Source organism: Enterococcus sp. DIV1767 (assembly GCF_050542585.1).
In the GTDB taxonomy this organism is placed as follows: domain Bacteria; phylum Bacillota; class Bacilli; order Lactobacillales; family Enterococcaceae; genus Enterococcus_D; species Enterococcus_D innesii.
In genome coordinates this window covers 2,150,296-2,173,053 of record NZ_CP172936.1, presented here as the reverse complement: position 1 = coordinate 2,173,053, position 22,758 = coordinate 2,150,296, and the positions used below count along the sequence as shown (strand labels likewise).

Annotated in this window: 19 protein-coding genes; 11 read left to right on the top strand and 8 right to left on the bottom strand. The window is 42.2% G+C overall.

Going from position 1 to position 22,758, the window contains the following annotated elements:
* The first annotated feature begins 9 nt into the window (after nucleotides 1-9).
* Genes kdpB through IGI78_RS10415 form a run of 4 tightly spaced genes read left to right on the top strand, consistent with a single transcriptional unit; the run spans nucleotide 10 to nucleotide 5,944 of the window.
* Nucleotides 10-2,040 carry a potassium-transporting ATPase subunit KdpB gene (gene kdpB / locus IGI78_RS10430; RefSeq protein WP_195264930.1) on the top strand — a complete coding sequence of 677 codons (2,031 nt, stop codon included), beginning with the start codon at nucleotides 10-12 and terminating at the stop codon, nucleotides 2,038-2,040.
* 41 nt (nucleotides 2,041-2,081) lie between these two features.
* Complete coding sequence (locus tag IGI78_RS10425; protein ID WP_081119332.1) at nucleotides 2,082-2,618, top strand: potassium-transporting ATPase subunit C; 537 nt, start codon at nucleotides 2,082-2,084, stop codon at nucleotides 2,616-2,618.
* Between the two features lie 12 nt (nucleotides 2,619-2,630).
* A complete protein-coding gene (locus IGI78_RS10420) occupies nucleotides 2,631-5,231 on the top strand; it encodes a sensor histidine kinase (protein WP_081119331.1) in 2,601 nt (866 codons plus the stop codon).
* An 11-nt stretch (nucleotides 5,232-5,242) separates the two neighbouring features.
* Nucleotides 5,243-5,944 (top strand): response regulator transcription factor, encoded by a 702-nt coding sequence (locus IGI78_RS10415; protein ID WP_195264932.1) that lies wholly within the window; start codon nucleotides 5,243-5,245, stop codon nucleotides 5,942-5,944.
* A gap of 296 nt (nucleotides 5,945-6,240) precedes the next feature.
* Here the strand turns inward: IGI78_RS10415 and IGI78_RS10410 are convergent, their stop codons facing one another.
* Entirely contained in the window at nucleotides 6,241-6,672 is a 432-nt protein-coding gene (locus IGI78_RS10410; RefSeq protein WP_195264934.1) for a GNAT family N-acetyltransferase, read from the bottom strand.
* Between the two features lie 282 nt (nucleotides 6,673-6,954).
* Here IGI78_RS10410 and IGI78_RS10405 point away from each other — a divergent pair, with 282 nt between their 5' ends.
* On the top strand, nucleotides 6,955-8,295 hold the full coding sequence (locus IGI78_RS10405; protein ID WP_195264936.1) for a peptidoglycan DD-metalloendopeptidase family protein: 1,341 nt from the start codon (nucleotides 6,955-6,957) through the stop codon (nucleotides 8,293-8,295).
* 78 nt (nucleotides 8,296-8,373) lie between these two features.
* On the opposite strand, the gene IGI78_RS10400 is transcribed toward IGI78_RS10405, so the two are convergent.
* Nucleotides 8,374-8,742, bottom strand: a complete 369-nt coding sequence (locus IGI78_RS10400; protein WP_195264938.1) for an iron chaperone — start codon at nucleotides 8,740-8,742, stop codon at nucleotides 8,374-8,376.
* Between the two features lie 418 nt (nucleotides 8,743-9,160).
* Between IGI78_RS10400 and IGI78_RS10395 the strand changes: the two genes are divergently transcribed.
* From IGI78_RS10395 to IGI78_RS10380, 4 genes are all read left to right on the top strand, one after another.
* Nucleotides 9,161-9,673 (top strand): hypothetical protein, encoded by a 513-nt coding sequence (locus IGI78_RS10395; protein ID WP_140964991.1) that lies wholly within the window; start codon nucleotides 9,161-9,163, stop codon nucleotides 9,671-9,673.
* A complete protein-coding gene (gene celB, locus IGI78_RS10390; RefSeq protein WP_081119318.1) occupies nucleotides 9,657-11,012 on the top strand; it encodes a PTS cellobiose transporter subunit IIC in 1,356 nt (451 codons plus the stop codon). Before IGI78_RS10395 ends, celB begins: the two co-directional genes overlap by 17 nt.
* A gap of 100 nt (nucleotides 11,013-11,112) precedes the next feature.
* The gene (locus IGI78_RS10385) at nucleotides 11,113-11,841 is read left to right on the top strand and encodes a GntR family transcriptional regulator (RefSeq protein ID WP_140964990.1); all 729 of its coding nucleotides are present in this window, start codon (nucleotides 11,113-11,115) and stop codon (nucleotides 11,839-11,841) included.
* Nucleotides 11,842-12,001: 160 nt separating this feature from the next.
* A complete protein-coding gene (locus IGI78_RS10380; RefSeq protein WP_140964989.1) occupies nucleotides 12,002-12,715 on the top strand; it encodes a demethylmenaquinone methyltransferase in 714 nt (237 codons plus the stop codon).
* Between the two features lie 97 nt (nucleotides 12,716-12,812).
* Here the strand turns inward: IGI78_RS10380 and IGI78_RS10375 are convergent, their stop codons facing one another.
* From IGI78_RS10375 to IGI78_RS10355, 5 genes are all read right to left on the bottom strand, one after another.
* The gene (locus IGI78_RS10375; RefSeq protein ID WP_077454578.1) at nucleotides 12,813-14,618 is read right to left on the bottom strand and encodes an FtsX-like permease family protein; all 1,806 of its coding nucleotides are present in this window, start codon (nucleotides 14,616-14,618) and stop codon (nucleotides 12,813-12,815) included.
* A 13-nt stretch (nucleotides 14,619-14,631) separates the two neighbouring features.
* Complete coding sequence (locus IGI78_RS10370; RefSeq protein WP_081119314.1) at nucleotides 14,632-15,384, bottom strand: ABC transporter ATP-binding protein; 753 nt, start codon at nucleotides 15,382-15,384, stop codon at nucleotides 14,632-14,634.
* Nucleotides 15,385-15,391: 7 nt separating this feature from the next.
* On the bottom strand, nucleotides 15,392-15,754 hold the full coding sequence (locus IGI78_RS10365; RefSeq protein ID WP_077454576.1) for a YxeA family protein: 363 nt from the start codon (nucleotides 15,752-15,754) through the stop codon (nucleotides 15,392-15,394).
* 167 nt (nucleotides 15,755-15,921) lie between these two features.
* On the bottom strand, nucleotides 15,922-16,272 hold the full coding sequence (locus IGI78_RS10360) for a hypothetical protein (RefSeq protein ID WP_077454575.1): 351 nt from the start codon (nucleotides 16,270-16,272) through the stop codon (nucleotides 15,922-15,924).
* Entirely contained in the window at nucleotides 16,265-17,569 is a 1,305-nt protein-coding gene (locus IGI78_RS10355) for a DUF1576 domain-containing protein (RefSeq protein WP_081119313.1), read from the bottom strand. Before IGI78_RS10355 ends, IGI78_RS10360 begins: the two co-directional genes overlap by 8 nt.
* Before the next feature lie 362 nt (nucleotides 17,570-17,931).
* Here IGI78_RS10355 and IGI78_RS10350 point away from each other — a divergent pair, with 362 nt between their 5' ends.
* Entirely contained in the window at nucleotides 17,932-19,725 is a 1,794-nt protein-coding gene (locus IGI78_RS10350; protein ID WP_081117987.1) for an oligopeptide ABC transporter substrate-binding protein, read from the top strand.
* Between the two features lie 182 nt (nucleotides 19,726-19,907).
* On the opposite strand, the gene IGI78_RS10345 is transcribed toward IGI78_RS10350, so the two are convergent.
* Nucleotides 19,908-20,771: a helix-turn-helix domain-containing protein gene (locus IGI78_RS10345; protein ID WP_142424393.1), complete on the bottom strand. Its 864-nt coding sequence runs from the start codon at nucleotides 20,769-20,771 to the stop codon at nucleotides 19,908-19,910.
* 1,046 nt (nucleotides 20,772-21,817) lie between these two features.
* Between IGI78_RS10345 and IGI78_RS10340 the strand changes: the two genes are divergently transcribed.
* Nucleotides 21,818-22,660: a PRD domain-containing protein gene (locus IGI78_RS10340; protein WP_077454571.1), complete on the top strand. Its 843-nt coding sequence runs from the start codon at nucleotides 21,818-21,820 to the stop codon at nucleotides 22,658-22,660.
* The last annotated feature ends 98 nt before the right edge of the window (nucleotides 22,661-22,758 follow it).

Sequence of the window (22,758 nt, the reverse complement as noted above, 5' to 3'; positions counted from 1 at the left end):
AGAAAAAAAATGAAAAAAATCTATCAATGGGCGATCGGCGAATCCTTTAAGAAATTGGACCCTCGCCAACAAATCAAAAACCCCGTGATGTTTGTAGTTTATTTAGGGGCGATCTTGACAACGATTTTATGTTTTCAAGAACAAACGGTCCCGTTGTGGTTTAGCATCAGTGTGACTGTCTTCTTATGGTTGACTATATTGTTTGCCAATTTTGCCGAAGCAGTGGCAGAAGGGCGCGGCAAAGCACAAGCGGATAGTTTGAAGCAAGCAAAAAAAGAAATCATGACCTACAAAGTCATGTCCTTGGAAGATGTCGCCAAAGAGGCTTTTATCGAAGTCCGTTCTTCAGATTTGAAAAAAGGCGACTTGGTTTATGTTCCTTCTGGCGAACAAATTCCTGCCGATGGGGACGTCGTTGAAGGTGCTGCTTCGGTGGACGAAAGTGCCATCACAGGAGAATCAGCACCTGTCATTCGTGAGTCTGGTGGCGACCGCAGTGCAGTCACGGGAGGAACGTTAGTCGTTTCCGATTACTTGGTCATCAAAGTGACCGCTGAAAATGGTCATTCTTTTTTGGATAAGATGATTGCGATGGTGGAAGGGACACAGCGGAAAAAAACACCCAATGAGATTGGCCTGCAGCTGTTCTTAGTGACACTGACCATCATCTTCTTGGCTGTTTCCATCACATTGATTCCCTTTACTGATTTTAGCAGTCAGTTATCTGGTCGGGGAACGGCGATTTCCAGTGTGATCGTGATCGCTTTATTGATTTGTCTTGCACCAACCACGATCGGCGCCTTGATTTCCTCGATTGGGATCGCTGGAATGAGTCGTTTGACCAAAGAAAACGTCATCGCCATGAGTGGACGCGCAATTGAAGCAGCAGGAGATGTGGATGTTTTGCTGCTGGATAAAACAGGAACCATTACTCTGGGAAACCGCCGTGCCAGTGAGTTCTTGCCAGTACCGGGGGTCACCGCTAAAGAGTTGGCAGATGCAGCGCAGTTGGCATCTTTTGCCGATGAAACGGCAGAAGGACGCAGTATCGTGATTTTAGCCAAAGAAGCCTTCAATATTCGTGAACGGGAATTTCAGCAAGCCGATGTTCATTGGATCGATTTTAGTGCCAAAACACGGATGTCTGGGATCGACTATCGTGGTGATGAGATCCGTAAAGGAGCTGCGGATACGATCAAGCAATATGTGACGGCAAAAGGGCAGACCTATCCCACGGCATGTGACGAGATCGTAGAAAAAGTCGCAAAGGCTGGTGGAACTCCATTGGTCGTAGTGAAAAATGGCCAAGTACTCGGGGTCGTTTATTTAAAAGACATCGTGAAAAACGGGGTTAAAGAAAAATTTGCCGACATGCGCAAGATGGGTATCAAAACGATCATGATCACTGGGGACAACCCTTTGACGGCAGCTGCTATTGCCGCCGAAGCGGGCGTCGATGATTTCTTAGCCGAAGCAACACCAGAAAACAAAATGAACCTGATTCGCGAATATCAGGAAAAAGGGCATTTGGTGGCGATGACGGGGGATGGAACCAACGATGCACCCGCACTCGCCCAAGCCGATGTGGCAATGGCGATGAACACTGGTACGCAAGCAGCCAAAGAAGCGGGCAATATGATCGATCTTGATTCCAGCCCGACCAAATTACTGCAAGTAGTCCAAATTGGTAAACAGCTGCTGATGACCCGTGGGGCTTTGACGACCTTTAGTATCGCAAATGATATCGCCAAATATTTCGCAGTGATCCCTGTTCTGTTTTATGCGATTTATCCAGAACTCGCAGCGCTGAATATCATGAATCTTGGCAGTCCCTTAACGGCGATTTTGTCCGCAGTCATCTACAATGCAGTCGTGATCATCGCCTTGATCCCTCTGGCGTTGAAAGGGGTCAAGTACCAAGAAAAACCAGCCAGCCAAATGCTGCGGCACAATCTGGTCGTCTACGGCCTAGGCGGCATCATCGCACCATTCATTTGCATCAAGCTAGTAGATTTGCTTTTGTCAGCTGTTCTGCTATAAGAAAAATCCATCAGAGTCAAGGAGTCATTTAGGAGGAAAACATGATGAAGAACACCCTCTTTGCCAGTATCAAATTTTTACTATTTAGTACCGTGCTATTTGGCGGTCTCTATACATTGTTGGTCACTGGAGTCGGACAAGTCTTTTTTGCCCATCAAGCCAACGGCAGTCAAATCGTGGAAGACGGAGCGATCAAAGGATCTGAGCTAATTGCGCAACCTTTTGACCAAGCAGGTTACTTCCAAGGGCGTGATCAAAATGTTTCACAATTGTCGCCCTATGATACGACCCAAAAAAAGACTGTAGCTGAGCGGACAGCGGCGTTACTTGCAGAAAACCCAACCCAAACCAGTGTGCCGATTGATCTCGTGACCGCTTCGGGTAGTGGCGTTGATCCTGATATCAGTGTCGAAGCGGCACTTTTTCAACTGCCGCGGATCGCTGACACAAGAGGCATCGATGAACAAACAATTCATGATATAATAAACAGGAATAAAGTAGCTGATTTGTTCTCCACGAGAGAATATGTCAATATTATGGCCTTGAATCAGCAGCTCGATCAATTACCCGAAGAATAGGGGGAAGCATCTATGAGTGAAAACAACCAGCAGACGATCCCAGAAGAGATGCTGCTGCAAGCGGGCTTTGGACCTAAACGTGGCAAGCTACGGGTATTTTTCGGTTTTGCTGCCGGTGTTGGAAAAACCTATACGATGTTAACTGAAGCCCATGAGTGTTTACTCATGGGCAAAAATGTGGTGATCGGCTATATCGAACCCCACAAACGTCCCGATACCAATCGATTGCTTGAAGGGTTACCACAAGTACCATTAAAGCAATACCAACACAAGCAATTGACCCTTTATGAGCCAGATATCGATCGACTGATCCAACTAAAACCAGATATCGTCTTGATCGATGAGTTGGCACATACCAATCCCATTGGTGCGCGAAACAAAAAACGTTACCAAGATGTCGATGAATTACTGAATGCAGGAATCACCGTCTACACGACCATCAATGTCCAGCATATCGAAAGTCTGAATGATATCGTGGAAAAGGTCACGGAAGTGGAAGTCAGAGAAACGGTCCCTGACACCTTTTTCCAGCACGCCAGCTTGCGGGTGGTGGATGTTGAACCAGACGAACTGATCGATCGATTAGAACAAGGAAAAATCTATGCCGACGAAAATGCCAAACGAGCGCTAAAAAACTTTTTTACGCCAGAAAAACTTGATCATCTGCGGGGATTAGCGATCCAAAAAGCTTCCAATCATATCAATCAAATGAACGGCGGTCGAAAACGAGTCCAAAGCAAGCTTTTGACGATCATTGATGATCGCTTGCCGAAAATGGCAGAGAAATGCATTCGTTGGACCGCCCGCTTAGCCCAAGGAGTGGGTGCCGAATGGACGGTTATCCAAGTTCGATCGTTAGATGATACACCTACCGAGGTGCCATTGGCAGAGCGTTTGGGAGCAGAAGTCATCAACATCGAAGCGGATGACAGTTTTGAGACCATCGTAGAGTATGCCAAAATGACGGGTGCCAGTGACATTATCATGGGGAAACAGGTTTCTCAGAAGTGGTTCCAAAAATTGTTTGTCGAGGATTTAGAAGACCGCTTGATTCGGCGCCTTGATGATATTGAGATCCATTTGATTCCTTTTAAAGAAAAAATGCAGCGACCACGGCTGACGTTTTCGCAATTATTTGAAGGCGGTGGTCGAGATTTCACCTTGACCTTTGGGCTGATCATGCTCGCCACCATAGTGACAGAAGGCATGCAGTACTTACATTTCGGCGATCAGAATTTGATGCTGGTTTATATCTTTTTTGTTCTCTTAGTGGCACGTTACACGAGTGGCTATCTATGGAGTGCCATGGCATCGATCATTAGTGTCCTTTCTTACAACTGGTTCTTTGTCGAACCTTTGTATTCCTTGACGGTCTATAAAGCAGGCTATCCAATCACATTAGTGATCATGCTGATCGTTGCCTTGATGATCAGTAACTTGATGGTTCGATTGAAGACCCAAGCAGAAAATGCCAAGGAAAAAGAGCATCAAATGGAGATATTGTATGAACTGAACAAACAATACATGGAAACACGGAATGAGCAAGAAATCTATGAAAGTACGACCACCTATTTGGCACGCTTACTCCAGCGAGAAGTGGCGTTATATGACAGAGAAGGTCATTTAAGAAGTCTGCATTCATCAAGAGAAACACTGTCTCAACTGACTGGCAAGGATGAGAAAGCCGTCGCTTTTTGGGTCGTGAAAAATCAAAAAGAAGCCGGTCGCGGTACAGATACGCTGATTGGTGCCAATGGATTTTACTTGCCGATCGTTTTAAACGGCAAACCACTAGGCGCCCTTGGGGTAGAACGCAACGAGGAGCATCAGTTGGCCAATAGTCAGTTGAATTATCTGCGCCTTGTGATCACCCAAATCGCGACCGTGTTGGAGCAAGTCTCACTGGCGAGTGAGAAAGAACAGATCCAATTGGAAAACGAACGGGAAAAAGTCCGCAGCAACCTACTGCGTGCGGTTTCTCATGACTTGCGGACGCCACTGACGACGATTTCTGGCATAGCCGAAACATTGAGCGAAACCGAAGGCGTGATCAAAATGGAAACGAAACAAAAACTGCTAGGGGATATCCAAAGTGAATCCCAGTGGTTGATCCGTATGGTCGAAAACTTACTGTCGGTGACCCGCATCAATTTGACTAATATGGCGGTCAAGCGTAGTGAAGAACCGATCGAAGAAATTATCGAAGCGGTTTTGACGCACCTGAAAAAAGTCTATCCGCAACAAAAAATCATCGTGAAGATGCCCGATCAGCTGATTTTTGTCAAAGTCGATCCAATCTTGATCGAACAAGCCTTGTTTAATTTGATTGAAAATGGGGTTCGCCATGGAACCGCCGATACACCGATATTCTTGCGAGTTTCTCAAGAGCAGGATGTGGTCATTGAAATCGAAAACCAAGGGGAGATCCCCTTAGGACAATACCAAAAAATCCAAGCGAATTTAACCAATGACACCGAAGTGCCGGTGGATTCAAAAAATGGATTAGGTATCGGACTGAGTATCGTGAAAACCATCATCCATGCCCATGAAGGCAAATTAGCAATCGAAACGAAAACCGGCAGTACGATCTTTCGTATTTATTTAAAGCAGTAAGGAGGGAGAACATGCAGCGACATTTTTTATTGATTGAAGATGATTCGAATATCGTTGATTTTATGGAGGTCGTCTTGCAAAGAGAGCATTACAACTTTACGTCAGTCGGCACTGGCATGGAGGCATTGATGCTCTTGCAGGAAGAAACCATCGACTTCATCTTGCTGGATCTGGGCTTACCGGACATTGACGGCATGGAGCTGTTGAAAATCATTCGTAAGCGCATGAACACACCGATCATCGTGATTTCTGCCCGCAAAGATGAACAAGACAAAGTGCAAGCATTAGACCTTGGTGCCGATGATTATGTAACGAAGCCCTTCAGTACCAATGAATTATTTGCCCGCATTCGCACGGCACTACGGCACAAGGAGACAGCTGCCTTTAGCAGTAGCCCGATTCTCGTAAACAAGGAGTTAACGATCGATTTTGAGAAAAAAATCCTGTACAAGAATCAAAATGAGATCCATTTGACCAAAAATGAATACCGTATTATGGCAGTAATGTTCAAGAATTTAGGCAAAGTCGTCACTTACTATACCCTAACCAGCGAAGTCTGGGGACCTTTTGCAGCGGATGCACAAACCTTGCGAGTCAATATTTCAAATATTCGCAAGAAAATCGAAACCAATACGCTGCAGCCAGAATATTTGATCACTGAAATCGGCGTCGGGTATCGCTTGCGGGAGTATCCAGCAGAACCTTCTGAATAAATTCGTTTCAACTGTAAATAACCTCTTCCTAAACTTTAGGAGGAGGCTATTTACATGAATCACTTCAATCAGCACAGAGTCTACTGCTTTATGTTATTAGAATAAAAAGGATTGCAGTCGGTGGAAATCTAAGTGGACAAGGGGCTGCATGAAGAGGAAAGCAAGCAATCATGTCACTCATTCAAAATTTGTATATGTGTTCTAAATTTATTATTTGATCGGTAGAATTTTTTTTAAGATGCCAAAGGGTTAGTTAACTGACTGGTAGAAAAAACGGAATAGGAAAAAGAGCAGCATCAACGATGCCACTCCATGGTGTTTTCGATTTCATTGGTATCAGAATCCAGTTGTTCAGAAACGATGGCAAAGCCGTTTTTGAGATAAAACGCAATAGCAGCTGTATTTTTTTTGTAGACATTCAGAGTCAGCTTCTCATATTCTGCTTGTACTTTTTGTAAAAGCTGCTTGCCAATGCCGTGGGCACGATAGTCTTTCAAAACGAAAATACCCGCGATATAATCATCCATCATCCCGATGAAGCCGACGGGCTGATCATCCACCGAATAGGTGTAGATAAGGGCATCGGCAAAGGCTTTTTTCACAAAGTCATAGTTATCTTGCCAATGGGCAGCCGAAATAAAGTCATGGGCATCCAAATTACTTTGCAGCCAAATTTGGGCGATAGTTTCTAATTCAGAATCAGTAAATTGGGTCACTTGTTGTATCATGAGAACCTCCGTTTTTTATTCAGTATAGCATAGGTCACCTGTTGTTTGCTGTAAATCGCGGCCCTTTCGTAGGCAGTCGGTCAGGAAACGAGCTATTGATAAGTAACGAAGGTTAAATGACGAAGAAAAGCAATCTTTTTCGTTGAAATATTCTAACAATTTTGTTTCAGCTAGATGTCAATTTCTTTCAGCCAGATGTTATTTCTGTGAAAACAGCCCCAAGAATGAAATCTTTCGGTATGCTAGAGAAAGCGAGAAGACACATCTAGTTAAGGAGAAAAAATGAAAAAGACACTTTTGGTTGCAAGTTCACTTGTTTTGCTGACGCTGCCTGTCGTGACGGTATCCGCAGACAGCTTTGATCAGAAGATCCAGCAGCAAAATGAAAAAATCAATGACATAAAAAATGAATCCACCTCATTAGAATCACTGAAACGCTCCACAGAGGCAGAGATTCAATCGATTGAAGGAGAAATCCAAGCAATCCTACAAAAGAAAACGACGACGGAAGAAGAAGTCAATGCCTTGGCACAAGAAATCCAAGACCTTGAAGAGAAAATCATCAAGCGCACAGAAGTACTGGCGAATCAAGCGCGCGACATTCAAACGTCGGAACCTTCCAATCGTTTGTTCCAAAAAATCGTTGATTCTGAATCCATCGGAGAAGCCATTCAACGGGCGATCGCTTCAGTAACGATCATGAATGCCAGCAACAGCATCGTCGAACAACAGCAAGAAGATATCGCAACGAGTCAGAAATTGGAAAAAGAGTTGCAGGAACAATTGGTTGCGATCGAAGAACAGTCAAACGCATTGCAAGGAAAACAAGCGGAATTAGCTGATGTCAAATTGAATCAAGAAGTTGCACTAGCCGACCTTGCCCTGGCGTTGAACACCGAAGAAGAGAAAAAAGACCAATTGGAAGCGGACAAAGCAGAAGCACAACGGCAAAAAGAAGCAGCGTTGAAGCAACTGGCTGAGCAAGAAGCACAAGAAGCACAAGCGCGCAAAGAAGCAGAAGAAGCAGCAAAACGCCAACAATCAGCAGAAGCCCAATCAGCAGAAGCTGCTGAAAATTCTGCCGTTCAACAAGCAGCCGTGGCAGCGGCACAACCGAAGACGGAAGTCGCAGTGGCGCCAGAATCACCAGTGTCGACAGATAAACCGGCAGCTACTCCTGCACCTGTGGAGCAAGCATCTGAGCCAAAAGAACAGGCAAGCACAGGTGGATGGCAAATGCCAGTCGATTCGGTTCATATTTCGAGTCGCTTTGGGTATCGCACAGATCCAACAGGTGCATCAGGAAATCAACATAATGGCATCGACTTTACTGGTGGTACCGGAACGCCGATTTATGCGATCCAAGCCGGCGAAGTCGTCGAAGCGGGCTATGGTCCGTCAACTGGTAACTATGTGATCATCAAACATGCCAATGGCGTTTACAGCTACTATATGCACTTTAGTACATTGCCGGCTGTTTCGGTCGGGCAAAGTGTCTCTGCCAGACAATATGTTGGCGGTATGGGAACGACAGGAAATTCAACCGGCGTCCATCTACATTTAGGGATGTCAACAAGCTTATGGTCAGGATTCTTTGATCCGGCACCAGAATTAGGCTTATAATAGTCAGAAAATCCGCAGAAGCGAACAGGCTTCTGCGGATTTTTTTGGTTGCTCTTCTTTTACGAGGGCTTGAATGGCTCAGCGCCAAAAGCGGGTCATCTCCGCTTTGTCTTTCAGGTTGAAAGCGATCATGTCCTCAATCAATACTTGATCGATTGGCTCAGTCCACTTGATGCGAAAAATGTTATCTGTATGGCTGTAGCCGGCTTTTTCGATGGCATCGACAAACTGTTCAAGACACTTGGTTTCAGGGGAGACAGAAAAATGCGGTTTTGAAACACTGAAACCGATAATAAAGGTCTCATGGGCGGTGAACATCGGCTGATTCCACTTAATGACTGGGACAAGGTCAGGAAATTTCTTGGTAATAGCGGCAAATAAGGCACGCAGTTTTTCTTGCTTTACTGGATCTTCAATGCTGGCTAAGTAAGTTTCTAATACATCCATTGGGAGGATCTCCTTTCGTTTTAAGGAACGAGTATAGGGAATGTCGATTAATAAAAATAACGCATGTTCGAAATCAACTATTTTGTTACTTAGAGTGTACTGTAAAGTTAGCAAGTTGACAAACCTGTTGCCTTGCGTGGGGGATAAAGCCTTCAGAAACAAATATTTTTTGCAAAAGTAATGCTAAAAATAACTTTTTTTCTGCTCGAATAAAAGCCAAACATCAGGAACATTCCAGTATTATCCTGCACGGTTCCTTGAGATCGGCTTAACTTTTCAGAAATAACATATGAAAAAGCAGGTTATTTTCAGAGAACACTTTCAAAAAGAAATCGGTTGCATTCAACAGGAATTCTGCTAGAATATAACTTGTTCGAACAAGTTGTCGAGCGGAAGCAAAACGAAAGGAGGAGGACTTGTGACCAAAAGGAAACCGGTAACCCCAGCAGCCAAGAAAGAATATGCAAACAAAAGTATGCGGTTTAATCGTTTTTTACTTTTTCGTTATATGACTGCGATCTTTTTCTTTGTCAATCTTTATTGGACCCTATTGAGCCTGTCTCAATGGACATGGGCGGGTTTGATTCCCATTGCCTTATTGATCGTTGATGGACTTATACTTATTGAACAAACTCAAAAATATTGGCAGCAATCGAATCGTTTACTGGTGACAAAAATCGGGTATTGGCTCCAATTCGGCGTTAATCTCATTGCAATTTTTGGTATTTTGATCGGACAGCAAGCAACATTGATTCCTTTTATGAATCAATCGGGTAGAGGCATCTTACTTGCCTTGTTTACTGTCGGCATGATGGCGTGCCTGTTCATCCAGCGTAAAGCCTGGTTGATCGAGCATGATCGCGACAAGTATTTCACGTATTTGACTACATTTGAAACACAAGGAGGAACAGTCAATGGATTCAGAAAATAACAAAATGTTTGCCTTCTTGGACCGCTACTTAATGGGTCCAATGGGAAAAATCTCACAGTTACGGATCGTTCGTGGGGTCATGGCAGCCGGGATGGCGTCGATTCCTTTCACTATCGTAGGATCAATGTTCTTGATCGTCAGTGTTTTGCCACAAAGCTTCCCTGCATTAGAAGGTATTTGGAGTGCGTCATTCGATAAAATCCAAAATCTTTACATGTTAGGTAATACCGCAACAATGGGGATTTTAGCACTTTACTTCTGTGTCGTGTTTGGTTACGAGTACACGAAAATCCAAGCGCAAGAAGAGAAAATCGTTCTTAGCCCAGTCAATGGTGCGTTGCTTTCAATGATGGCGTTCTTTATGTGCTTGCCACAACTAGTTTTTGAAGGTGGTATGGCAACACTAGTCAATGTGATTTCTGATGACCAAAAAATCATCGATGGTTGGGAAATGGCTGGCGGGGTGACTCGTTTAGGAACAACTGGGATCTTTACAGCGATCATCATGGCGATCATTGCCGTAAAAATCTACGCATTCTGTGTGAAACGCAATATTGTTATCAAAATGCCTGATACAGTGCCAACAGGAGTATCTTCATCTTTTACAGCATTGATCCCAACGGCACTGACTTCATTAGCTGTAATCGTCATCAATGGTGCATTAGTCGCAATGGGCACAGATATTTTCAAAGTCATTGCGATTCCTTTTAGTTTCGTGACGCAATTGACCAGTACCTGGGTCGGACTACTTGTTATCTACTTCTTCATGCATGCACTCTGGATCGTCGGTATTCATGGGGCAACGATCGTGACCTCATTCTTGACGCCAATCGTATTGTCGAATATGGTGGAAAACCAAAATGGTGCCAACATTGCCTTTGCGGGCGAGTTTAACAATAGTTTTGTTACGATCGGTGGTTCAGGAGCGACATTAGGAATGGTGATTTTCATCGCCTTCTTTGCAAAATCAGCGCAGTTAAGTGCTTTAGGAAAAGCAGCGATCGTGCCGTCCTTCTTCAATATCAATGAACCGATTTTGTTCGGGATGCCAGTGGTATACAACCCGTACACAGCGATTCCATTCTTCTTAGCACCGATGGCTTCAATGTCCGTTGCTTATTTTGGCATCAACCTAGGCTTTGTTAACCCACCGATTGCTCAAGTAGCGTGGCCGACGCCAATTGGCTTATCTGGCTTTATTGGTTCAGGTGGTGACTGGCGTGCCTTTGTTTTAGCAATCATCTGTGCAGTCGTTGCTTTCTTGATTTGGTTCCCATTCATCAAAATGTATGATGGCAAATTATACAAGGACGAACAAGCAAACGCAACGAAGGCATAATCTATCCGTTTTTTGATAAGCCAGCTATGAAAAATAGCTGGCTTTTTTTACGCCGAGGATGATAATAGTAGTAAAGAATCGAATAGAAAGGAGTAGCTAGATGACCAAACTCAGTATTGAAGACTTAGCAGCAGAATTGATCAGAAAGATTGAAGCCGGTGACATTGGAAATGAGCAGGGGAAGATGCCCAGTGAACGAGAGCTTTTGGCGATTTATCCCGTTTCTCGTTATACGTTACGCCAAGCCCTCAATAAATTGAGCAAGATGGGTTGGATCTATCAAATGCAAGGGCGAGGTTCTTATATTCGCTTTCAGAGCAACCAAAAACCCACCATTGAACAAGGAGATCTTGGCTTCAATGAAGATTTGACGCGAGGTGAGAAAAATATTCGAACAGTCAAAGCCTCAAAACGACTGGTCAAGGCAGCCGATGCGTTGTTTCTCCCTAGTCATAAACAATTTGCGAAAGATCAACACTTTATCGAAGTTCAGCGGTTTCGTACGCTAGATGACAAACCGTATTTAATTGAACGTTCCTATTATATTCCTGAAATCGTAGGGGAGATCTCAGAAACAATGATGGATGGGTCGATGTTCCAAGCTTTGGCAGAAGAAAAACAGCTGACGGTTGCCTTCATCGACAAGTTTATCCAGAGCAAACCGTTAACGAAGGAACAAGCTGCCTTCTTTCATTTAGAAGAAGGCATGCCAGCATTGATTGTAAGGGATGATAGTTATTTAAGAAATGGCGAACTATTGGCATTTTCGATGATTCATTATGATTATCGGATGGCAACCCTGTATATGCACAAAAAGATAATACTTTAAGTTATTAACAATGTAAATCGACTAAAAACGATAGCAAGCATGGTCTTTGTTCCCCCCCATTTTTTCGTGCTAGACTAAAATCATCAGCAACTTATAGCAACTGACACCTAAGGGTTGAGAATTTAGCGTCTAAAACGAGGAAAAGAAGGGATGTGCCGTAATGGCAGCAACAGCTAAAGAAACCAAAGTACATGATGTATTTGAATCGATTGCTTCCCGTTATGATCGAATGAACGGTATTATCTCTTTTCAGCTACACAAACGGTGGCGCAAGGATACAATGAAACGAATGGCAGTGCCGCTAGGTGCTGAAATATTAGACCTCTGCTGCGGAACTGGAGACTGGGCATTTGCCTTAAATGAAGCAGTCGGTCCGACAGGACAAGTGACCGGTGTTGATTTTAGTGAAGAAATGTTAACGGTTGCCCAAGAAAAAGCACAGAAAAAACAGCAAACGCAAATCCTGTGGCAGACCGGCAATGCGATGGCATTAAGCTTTCCAAACGAGAGTTTTGATTATGTGACCATTGGTTTCGGCTTGCGAAATGTCGCTGATCGTCAACAAGTCTTAGCGGAGATTCACCGGGTCCTGCGCCCAAGCGGGAAAATCGTTTGTTTAGAAACGTCGCAGCCGACGTTGATTGGTTGGCGGCAGTTGTTCACCTTTTATTTTCACTATGTCATGCCCTTTTTTGGCAAACTTTTCGCAAAAAGTTACCAAGAATACTCTTGGCTACAAGAGTCAGCACGGGATTTTCCTGATAAAGAAACGTTAGCAAATGAATTTCAAGCAGCGGGTTTTGGCATATTACAAGTCAAAAGTTATGCAGGGGGAGCAGCAGCGATGCACATGGGGATCAAAACTCAAAACTGAGAACGCTCCTTGATTAAAAAAACACGAGTAAATGAAAGAGACCATCGAACGGATCGATGGTCTCTTTGCGTTGAGCAATTCAGAAAGTTTCTACTAGTTATTTTTTCTTTGGTTCTAACACGATGTTGGTATACAGCCAGATGGTCACCATGTAATAAACGGCATAGAGCGCGATAAAGATGCCAAAAGGTAGCCAGAGGTTATGATACGGATCGATCATCAACGTCGTGAACATTTGGAGACCGAACAAGACATGGATCATGCCTAAAATACCGGGAACTAGGAACAAGACGCCGATTTCTTTACGAATCGATCCTTTCAGCAAGCTAGTTCGTGTACCGATTTTTTTCAACATAGCGTAACGTTGAATGTCACTGTTTGCGCCAGAAAGAATTTTAAACATCAAGCAGCTAGCTAACATCGTTAAGAAGGCGATTCCTAAGAAGAAGCCCATGAACTCAAAGCCGGAAAAAATACCGTTGTAAGTATCATAGACAAATACTCGTTGAGTGAAATTCATGTCCGGCGTTTCAGAAGAATTTGCTGTTTGATTTTCTTGAGCCAATTCATGCAATGCCTCGTAGTTGGACTGAAAATCTTTGACTTGTATCATGCGTAAACTCGATTCAGGATCACTCAAGCGATCAAAGTCTGCTTGATCAACAATTTTAATTTCTTTACTACGTTGATCTGGGAGCAAATATTGACGTAACTGATCTTGTTGAGTAGGATCGGTTGCTAATTGTTCACCAGAAACCTTGGTGTAATGAACGTCAACACTGAGGTTGTCGTAAACAGAGGTCAATAAGTTCGCATCATCAAATTCTTCTTTTACAAAGTAGATGCTATCACTACTTTCCTTCAACGTATAATTGACATCTGTGGTTGGCTTTAACGCAGTGATCTTTTCATCTGAAACGGCTTGTGCATTGTTTAAATATAAGTCGTAAGGGGCTGCTGTTTTTGCCATGATCGGAATTTGGTTTTTAAAGCCAAGACCTACAGTCAAAGCACCTAAGGCTAAAGCAAAGAGCATTGCCACCATTGAAAGCATCTGAGTATAATCACGAATTCGGAAGCTTAATTGGGAGAGCGTGAAATTGTTTAGTCGTTTTAATGCGATCCCATCCGATTTCTTCAAAAGACCTAAAATCGTGATTATCACTGATCGGAAAACAAGATAGGTACCCAAAACAATCGTTACGAGGGCGATGCCGATGCCAATCAATTGGAATTTCAACAAATCGCTCATCATATAATAGCCAATCGCTAAAGAGCAGATCCCTAACACTGTCTGCAAGAGCAATAAAATAGGCCGTTGTTTTGCCTGAGCAGGCGTGCTTGTTTCACGAAGCAGTGCCAATATGGATTTTTTGGCAATGGCCCGTGCATTGAAAATAGCAGCAATCAAAAAGAGCACGGAGAAGAAAATGACGGTCACTACTAATGCTTGAGGACTAAATGCCGCATAATGACTGATTTGCAAGTTCAATTGATTCACTAGTAAGGTATTCACGCCACTTGCCAAGCCAATCCCTAACAAAGAACCAACAGCAGTAGCTACGATTCCGACTAAGAAGGTTTCGATAAAAATCATCTGGGCGATTTTACGTCCCTTAGCACCAAGCATCATAAACATTGCATAGTCTTTTTGCCGCATTGCCATCAAAAATGAGTTGGCATACAAAATATAGGCAAAAGTGATGATTCCTAGTAACACAGACCCAAAGCGAAAGACGAAAACCACCATACTAATGATTGAGTTGCTTTTTAAAAAGGCTTCATTGCTGGCCATCGATTCGAACATATAGAAGATGGCTGAGGCCATGACTAAACCAGAAAAGAGGACGATATAATCCTTCAACCGGCCTTTGATTCCGGTAAGTGATAATTTCCAAAGCATGTGTTCTTCCTCCTTATTGTTCCAAGTTTCCTAGAATGACAAGGATCTTGCGATAAAATTCTTCGCGGCTTTGATCCTCTCGTTTAACTTCTTGATGGATCTTTCCGTCTTTGATAAATAAAATACGTTGGCAATAGCTGGCGGAAAGAGGATCGTGGGTCACCAATAAAATCGATACTTGGTCATTGGTATTCAAATCATCCATCATATTCAACAAATCTTTGGCGCTTTTTGAATCTAAGGCACCCGTGGGTTCGTCGGCAAAAAGAATCGTTGGTTCTGTGATCAAGGCTCGAGCAGCTGCCACCCGTTGTTTTTGCCCACCGGAGATTGCTGCTGGATATTTGTCGAGAATATGGGTGATAGACAAACGTTCTGCAACAAGTTTGATCCGTTGTTGGATCATTTTTGGTTTGACTCCTTGCAATGATAGGGGAACGGCAATGTTTTCTGACGCTGTTAAGTTTTCTAAAAGATTAAAATCTTGGAAGATGAACCCTATCTCGCGGCTGCGAAAATCTGCTAAGGCATCGCCTTTAAGTTTCGTGATATCGTTGTTGTTGATGCGGATCGTACCGTTTGTTGGATGATCCAAGGTTGAGAGAATATTTAGTAGGGTAGATTTTCCTGAACCAGAAGCCCCCATGATTCCGATAAATTCGCCTTTTTCAATATCAAAGCTGATGCCTTTTAAGGCTTCGGTTTGTTTTTCGTTGGCTTTTCCGTAAACTTTGGTCAGTTCATTTGCTTGAATAATTTTTTCCATGATTGAGTTACGCTCCTTTTAATTGAGTTAATGCTTTCGCTGGAATATCTTTTTCTTTGACCTCTTCATAGCTAGTCACGCCTTTTTTCTCATTCCAAGTAAGTTTTAGATAGGCTTCTTTACGCAAAGGACGCTCTTGGAAGCCATTGAAATCAAGGGTTTTGCTTTTCCCATTTTCGTCATATCCAGGCAATTCATAGTGGTATTGGGTAAAGACATTACCGTTGTCATCTTTAGAAGTCGTTTTTTCACCATCTGTCGTGATTTGAACATAATAGCTATCGCCTCCCATGATGACTGATTCAGCAATTTGCAATGCACCGAATCCAACAAGTACGACAACTGCCAGTCCAATCAAAAATTTTTTCATCAATAGGTCACCTCGTTTTTTATTATGATGAAAGTATAACGCTAGTTTTCTGAAAAGTAGTGTGAAAAATCTATCAATAAACTTTCAATTTTGTCACGACGAACGAACAAAAAACGTTTCTGAATTGTGGGGTTCACAAAGCAGAAACGTTTTATGCTAATTGCTCTTCAATTGTATTTTTTGCGAAACAGTTCAACGACTAAGTGTCCCTCATCATACATTATGGCGGCTTCATCGATCATCAAACCCAGTAAATAGTAGTCTTTTTCTTCATGGATCGTTTGGTGACCGCCTAATAATTCAACATAATAGTTTTCTAAAGTACTGTCTCTTGGGGTATTTAGCATTTCAATAAAATGTTCTAAATCAGAGGGCTGCTCTGGGAAAGGACCTTCGACGACTGCTTTGAATCCCTCTGCTTCAAAGGCCATCTCACTTGTTATCTTTTGACAGTCATGGGACAAAAAGTAGGTGACCACTTCATCGACGATTCGTCGTGCCCGTTCTTTTTCAATCATTTTTTCTCCGCCTTCTGATTTGTTGGTATTCATCTAACAATGGTACCATTGCTGCTGCTACAAATCCACTGGAAAAACCATTATTGTATAAGTTCAATCCACCGTGTAAATAGGTGATGTTGGTGACTAGCGCTGCATGGACGATTCCAGCTAAGACACCAGCTATCGGACCATAGTAACCACTGATAGGAGCCAGACTTGTGCCGAAGATCGCTGTTAACAATAAGCTGAAGGTCGATATATCAGATGTCAAACCGACTTTGGTTGCTAAAACTACACCGATCATGACAGGTAAACTATTTTTCCAGTGATTCCCAAAGGCACTGAAGCCGATCACGGTCAGCACTGCCCCTAATAGGGGACCAGAAAGTTCGCCTTGGAGCAGAAAAACAAAGACTAGCATCAAGAGCCCCATCATTGCCATGTTCATCATGGTGACGCCAAGAGAAAAAATCGTGACATAATCAGTCATTAGTTTCCCTGATGTTTTGAAGAGGTCTCTTAAGCCTTTGAGAGATCGGTGGTTTAAAAAATAACCGATAAGAAACAAGGAGAAACAAAGGATGAGCAAGAAAGCCGTCAAGTAATAGTGGTATTCAGTCGTCAATTGTTTGTTTGAATAGACCTCCATGTCGAACAAGCGTAAAAAACTAGTGAAAAACATGGTAATAATTCCAGTGGCAAACCCAATATTGTACAAAGAAAATCCTTGATGGAATTGCAAAAATTGTGCTGCCAGAGGTGGCAATGTTAAGCCAATCAAAACGCCAACCCCATAACCTAACGCGATTCCTAGTGGTAAAGGTAATCCTAAGCCAAATGCTAAGTAACTAATGACTGGCGAGGCTGCACTGCCAAATAAAGCAACCAGTGAATATTGGGTAGAAGGACGCTGCTGTATGTAAGAATATAAGTAGACACCCAAGGGAATGGGGATCGAGTTAAAGAGGTTTTTTCCAAAAAAAGAAAAGCCGGATATGGTGAAGAAAGCAGCGATCATCGGACCACTAATAATGGTTCCTTGCTTTTTAGCCAATAGGATACTGATCAAGGTCAATAAGCCGCTATTTAAAAAGGCGCTTCCAAGATTGCCGATTGCAAAATAATCTGAAATCAAATTGCTAGGGGCATTCAAAATGGCCAACGATCCTTGCCACAATGCTTGGGGAGGCGAGGCGAAGAAGCCAATAAGAATCAAGACGATGCTATACGCCAAAAGCAAGCGCTGGGTTAAGAGCTGCGAAATGGGTGCGAAAGGTTTCGATTTTGTTTGTAAGAAAATTCGTTTGTCTGACATAATTTCAATGAACGCTCCTTTTTTTCATAGTATCACATCTTTTCTCATCAAAGAAGGGTTTCCTGACAGTTTACGGCAGCCTCATTTTTAAGGAAGATGAGAAGAATAGTTTGAATAAAAGAAAAAATTAAGAATTTTTAGAGAAAAATAATAGCGATTTAGTAAGAATTCTAGCGGTTTTTTCAATATTTTCATTACCTAGTGAAATTATTGACAGAAAGAATTTTGCGAAAATTGTTATAATTTAGTTAATCTCGTTCAGATTTTCTAATAAAAAAGCCATTTTAAGATAAAAAAAACTGTTTGCTTGGTTTTTTTATCAGTGAATCATAAATGAGGGGATTTAAATAAGGAGGAAGAGTATGAAGAAAACGAAGTTTGGCATGATCACTTTATTGGCAGCGCTTGTTTTAGGTGCGTGCGGACAAAGTAATGAAGGTGGAACAGGAGCCACAGATACAGGAGAGTCTTCATCAGACGCGGCAGCATCAGATATCGGCACCTTACCGTTAGCGGTAGTCAATGATGATGAAGTGATTGAAGGTGGCGTTCTAGACGTTGCTGTTGTAATGGACACCCAGTTCCAAGGATTATTCCAATGGGAGTTCTATCAGGATGCCTATGACCGTGACTTTATGTTGCCAAGTCATGAATATCTATTCTTACAAGATGAGGACTTCAAGATTATTGATGGAGGACCTGCAGACTTAGACTTGGATGTCGAAAACAATAAAGCGACGATCACATTACGTGATGAACTAAAATGGTCAGACGGGGTAGATGTCACAGCCGAAGACGTTATTTTCTCTTATGAAGTCATTGGTCATCAAGATTATGATGGCGTTCGTTACGATAATACCTTTACGAATATTGTCGGAATGGAAGAATACCATAGCGGAGAAGCGGATACCATCTCGGGAATTACAGCAGTCAGTGATAAAGTTGTTGAAATTGAATTTAAAGAAATGCATCCTGGTATGCAACAATCTGGTGGAGCAGTCTGGAATTCTGCACTAGCAAAACATACATTTGAAGGTATTGAAGTAGCAGATATGCCTTCTAGTGATCCTGTACGAACGAATCCAGTTGGTTTTGGTCCTTACAAAATGAGTAATATTGTACCTGGTGAAACCGTAGAGTATGTTCCAAATGAACATTATTATGGCGGAACACCAACATTAGAAAAAATTGTGATGCGCAATGTACCATCTGCATCAATCAATGAAGCCCTAAATGCAAAACAATATGATTTAGTATTGAAAATGCCAACAGATACCTTCGATACGTATCAAGATATGGATGGCTACCAAATGTTAGGTCGTCCAGAACAATCCTATACGTATCTTGGTTTTAATTTAGGAACATGGAATGACGAAACAAATAGTGTTGATTTTGATCCAAACGCAAAAATGGCCAACAAAGCATTGCGTCAAGCAATGGGCTATGCCATCGATAATGATGCGATTGGTGAGCGTTTCTACCATGGCTTGCGTTCAAATGGTACAACATTGATCCCGCCAGTTTATGGTAGTTTGCACGACTCAGAACTGGAAGGCTACCACTTAGATATGGATAAAGCAAATCAACTCTTAGATGATGCTGGCTTTATTGATGTGGATGGCGATGGCTTCCGTGAAGATCCAGATGGCAATAAATTGACCATTAATTTTGCTTCAATGTCGGGTGGAGAAGTGGCGCAACCATTGGCAGACTACTATGTTCAGCAATGGCAAGAAATCGGTTTGGATGTTCAATACTCAACAGGACGTTTGATTGACTTCCAAGCATTCTACGACAAACTGAAAAATGATGATCCAGATATCGATGTTTTCCAAGCTGCTTGGTCTACTGGTTCTGATCCATCACCAACTAGCTTATGGGGACCAAACTCAGCCTTTAACTATACTCGTTACGAGTCTGAACGTAATACAGAGTTGTTAGCTGCTATCGATTCAAATGATTCATTCGATGAAGAAAAACGTAAAGAAGCATTTGACGCGTGGCAAGAATATGCATTTGAAGAAGCATTTGCTATTCCAACCTTGTACCGTAACCAAGTATTGCCGATCTCTGATCGGGTCGCAAACTTCACTTGGGCATATGATCCAGATCATAACCCATGGGCGACTATTGGGGTTACTTCAGAATCTCGTTAATCGGGAAACTAAACCATAAGAATAGTCGCAGACTCTGTTTTCTGACAGACGGACCCTTACCAGTACCAGTTAGGCCTATGGGCCTAACTGGTTTTTTGTGTAGAAGTATAGAGTATGCTTGTCTGAAAAAACGTCCCTTAGATGGCAGACAGGGAGTATAGGAAAGCACGAAGCGCTGAAAACTAAATGGAGATGCTCGTCACAGCATAAATCAGATTTTTTAAATCGATGTTATGATTCTGATACCCGGCTTGTTCGATAACGATTAAGCTGTTTCTTAACACTTCTTTGTTTAATTGAGAAGATTGTAAGTACGAATAGATCTCTTGATACAACACTTGATGGATTTTTAAATAAAAATAAAGAGGTGTATTAGGCAAGGGATGAGACAAGAGCAGAAACTTGTTAAGCAAGTAGGAATCCTTATTCTCGCTGGCGAATGCACAGCCGTTTAAGATCACGACACTTAACAGATTTGCATAAAAGGGATCATTGGCATAGCGAAGAATTTTTTTGATTCCATGGTCTAAATAATAGCTGATGGTTTCTTGGTCAAAAATAAATAACAAATTGGAGAACAGATTCAGTTCAAAGCGTCCCCATGTTTCGATATCGAACAAATATTGCTTCACTAATTCAACTTCTTTCGAATACGCTTGCTGATTCTTAAGAAATGATTCTCGATTGAGCAGTAACAGGCCTTGGATATACAAAGAATAATAAAAAAAATTTTGTGTCTCAAAGTAACGTTCTTCTAGGCTCGTCAAGTAATCAAGGGTGAGTGTTCTGTCATAATAACGGGTATAGAAGTCTTGTACGAGTTGTCGTTTTTGATCCGTGGCTTCGCTGTCAAGAAGCAGACTAAACTCATGAACTGTGATATTCATCTTATCTAAATAATCAAACAGGGTTTGTGAAGAGAGGTTTGTTTTACGATTTTCGAAAGAAGAAAGGGTGGTACGAGAGGAAATACCTTCGGCAAGCCTGGCTTGCGAGATTTTGCGATCTGTGCGCAGTTTTTTGATTAAAGAGCCTTGCTGTTTCATGGGGGACCTCCTTAACTGTGACGCATTTCTGAACAATGTGATTTTAATAACATGTTATCAAATATAATAGGGTATAGCAAATAATAAAGGAGGTCGTTTTTCATGGAATTTGAACCATTTGGTCCTTGGGAAATCAACCCATTTAAAAACTAGTACAGGCTTTCATTTAGATACTTGTCATTGAATAATCAGTGACAGATTGATGAATGAAATTTCGTTTAGCTCCTGCTTTTTACGCGGCGAACTGCGAACATTCTAAGCAGGAAAGAGAAGATCTTGAAGAATCGAAAGGTTATTTGATTGATTCCCCCGCTCAAAGAGACCTTTTCGTTTGTGGAAGTCATGAAACGCATGAATCGCGCAAGGTGGTCAGTCCCATTGAATGTCTGTCATGCACCAGACCTTCCCCAATTTTCTGATTCTTTGTGATTGATCGTCTTTCAAGCATCATACTTCCAGCTATGACCGTAATGCACGAAGATTACGGTTTTTTTGTGATCTAATTGTGCTATACAGTAAACCGTTTATTTCAAGTGAACTAAAAGACCAAAGCTAGACAATAAATTCAGTGAGAAAGATAGTGAAAAAAAGTCAAAAACAAAAAAAGAAAAACGTTTGCAAAAAAAGTGTTGACATTTTTTCTCAGAATGAGTACTATTATCTCAACGGAACACGAGAGTGTTCTCATTACTGGATTCGTTACTGTTCGGCAGGCAAGACCAGAGGAAAAAAGTGCGTTGATTACCCAAAATTTTCTTGGGTTGTACACTTTTTTGCTTTGGTCTTCTTTTTTTGCTCAATAATTTCTATTCGCTAAAAAAGAACCGGTTCCAAGGTAAGATCCAGTCATTGATCATCGAAGGAGGGGAGAAGAGGAGCGCCAATGAACTGCCAGCTAGGTTTGAATAATTTTTGCATCATTGTATGGTACAGTTAGTATTCTTATCACTTAGGGGCAATTCAGAGAAAAAAATAAAAGACCTTCTGCATAGAAGACAAGCCATGTATGGTATTGAGCGGGCTATGCTGATCAAGGAGGATCGTTCGTGAAGATTATCAAGAGGATCAACAACAATGTTGTACTTTCAAAAGAAGATGAAGTTGAAGTGATCCTAATGGGAAAAGGGATCGGCTTTCAAACGAAACCGGGTGACCTGATTCCGGCTGAGCGAATCGAAAAAAAATACTACCCAGAAGATGACTTGACAGTGGAACATATGTCGAAAGTCATGACGAAGGCTGACGAAAAACAAATGGCCGTGATTTATGAAATCGTGCGTCTTTTTCGGGAAAGTGTTGGAACCGATTTCAATCCGAATGTTTATTTCACACTGATGGATCATATCTTGTTTGCCATCAGTCGTCAAAAGCAAGACATTGTTTTGACCAATCCCATGCACTGGGAAATCAAGAAGATTTACGCCAAAGAATATGCGGTCAGTCTTCAAGCGGTGGAGTTGATCCGCAAAGAGCTGTACCCAGATTTTTCACAAGAAGAAGCTGCTTTTATTACCTTGCATTTCGTCAATGCGCAAATTGAAAAAAGCGCCAATCAAAGTGCCTATGAGCACACCGAGTTGACCAACAATATTTTACGGATCGTTAAGTATAGCATGAACATCGAGTACGATGAGAATTCTTCCTACTTCCAACGGTTTGTGACCCACATTCGCTATTATTTAATTCGACAAAGTCAAGAAAAAGAAGAGCCAGTATTGGCTAATCCGATGATTGCCTTGGCTTTCAGCAGCTATCCGAAAGAAAAAGAAACCGCAGATTCGATCAAAGAATACTTATTTGAACAAAAGGGCTGGCATGTCAACGATATGGAATTGATGTATTTGATTCTGCATATCGGCAACTTAGCCGCTCACTCAAAATTGACTTAAGAATGGAAATGGATTCGTTACAGTTCGGCTGGCAAGACCTGCACTTTCTTACAATACTCGTTGAGGAGACCCGTCTCGTTTTTTATGGGTGATACTCT

What these genes read in the sequence shown, in the direction of transcription:
- kdpB (WP_195264930.1), top strand. Translation starts at nt 10, where the DNA reads ATGAAAAAAATCTATCAATGGGCGATCGGCGAATCCTTTAAGAAATTG.
- IGI78_RS10425 (WP_081119332.1), top strand. Translation starts at nt 2,082, where the DNA reads ATGATGAAGAACACCCTCTTTGCCAGTATCAAATTTTTACTATTTAGT.
- IGI78_RS10420 (WP_081119331.1), top strand. Translation starts at nt 2,631, where the DNA reads ATGAGTGAAAACAACCAGCAGACGATCCCAGAAGAGATGCTGCTGCAA.
- IGI78_RS10415 (WP_195264932.1), top strand. Translation starts at nt 5,243, where the DNA reads ATGCAGCGACATTTTTTATTGATTGAAGATGATTCGAATATCGTTGAT.
- IGI78_RS10410 (WP_195264934.1), bottom strand. Translation starts at nt 6,672, where the DNA reads ATGATACAACAAGTGACCCAATTTACTGATTCTGAATTAGAAACTATC.
- IGI78_RS10405 (WP_195264936.1), top strand. Translation starts at nt 6,955, where the DNA reads ATGAAAAAGACACTTTTGGTTGCAAGTTCACTTGTTTTGCTGACGCTG.
- IGI78_RS10400 (WP_195264938.1), bottom strand. Translation starts at nt 8,742, where the DNA reads ATGGATGTATTAGAAACTTACTTAGCCAGCATTGAAGATCCAGTAAAG.
- celB (WP_081119318.1), top strand. Translation starts at nt 9,657, where the DNA reads ATGGATTCAGAAAATAACAAAATGTTTGCCTTCTTGGACCGCTACTTA.
- IGI78_RS10385 (WP_140964990.1), top strand. Translation starts at nt 11,113, where the DNA reads ATGACCAAACTCAGTATTGAAGACTTAGCAGCAGAATTGATCAGAAAG.
- IGI78_RS10380 (WP_140964989.1), top strand. Translation starts at nt 12,002, where the DNA reads ATGGCAGCAACAGCTAAAGAAACCAAAGTACATGATGTATTTGAATCG.
- IGI78_RS10375 (WP_077454578.1), bottom strand. Translation starts at nt 14,618, where the DNA reads ATGCTTTGGAAATTATCACTTACCGGAATCAAAGGCCGGTTGAAGGAT.
- IGI78_RS10370 (WP_081119314.1), bottom strand. Translation starts at nt 15,384, where the DNA reads ATGGAAAAAATTATTCAAGCAAATGAACTGACCAAAGTTTACGGAAAA.
- IGI78_RS10365 (WP_077454576.1), bottom strand. Translation starts at nt 15,754, where the DNA reads ATGAAAAAATTTTTGATTGGACTGGCAGTTGTCGTACTTGTTGGATTC.
- IGI78_RS10360 (WP_077454575.1), bottom strand. Translation starts at nt 16,272, where the DNA reads ATGATTGAAAAAGAACGGGCACGACGAATCGTCGATGAAGTGGTCACC.
- IGI78_RS10355 (WP_081119313.1), bottom strand. Translation starts at nt 17,569, where the DNA reads ATGTCAGACAAACGAATTTTCTTACAAACAAAATCGAAACCTTTCGCA.
- IGI78_RS10350 (WP_081117987.1), top strand. Translation starts at nt 17,932, where the DNA reads ATGAAGAAAACGAAGTTTGGCATGATCACTTTATTGGCAGCGCTTGTT.
- IGI78_RS10345 (WP_142424393.1), bottom strand. Translation starts at nt 20,771, where the DNA reads ATGAAACAGCAAGGCTCTTTAATCAAAAAACTGCGCACAGATCGCAAA.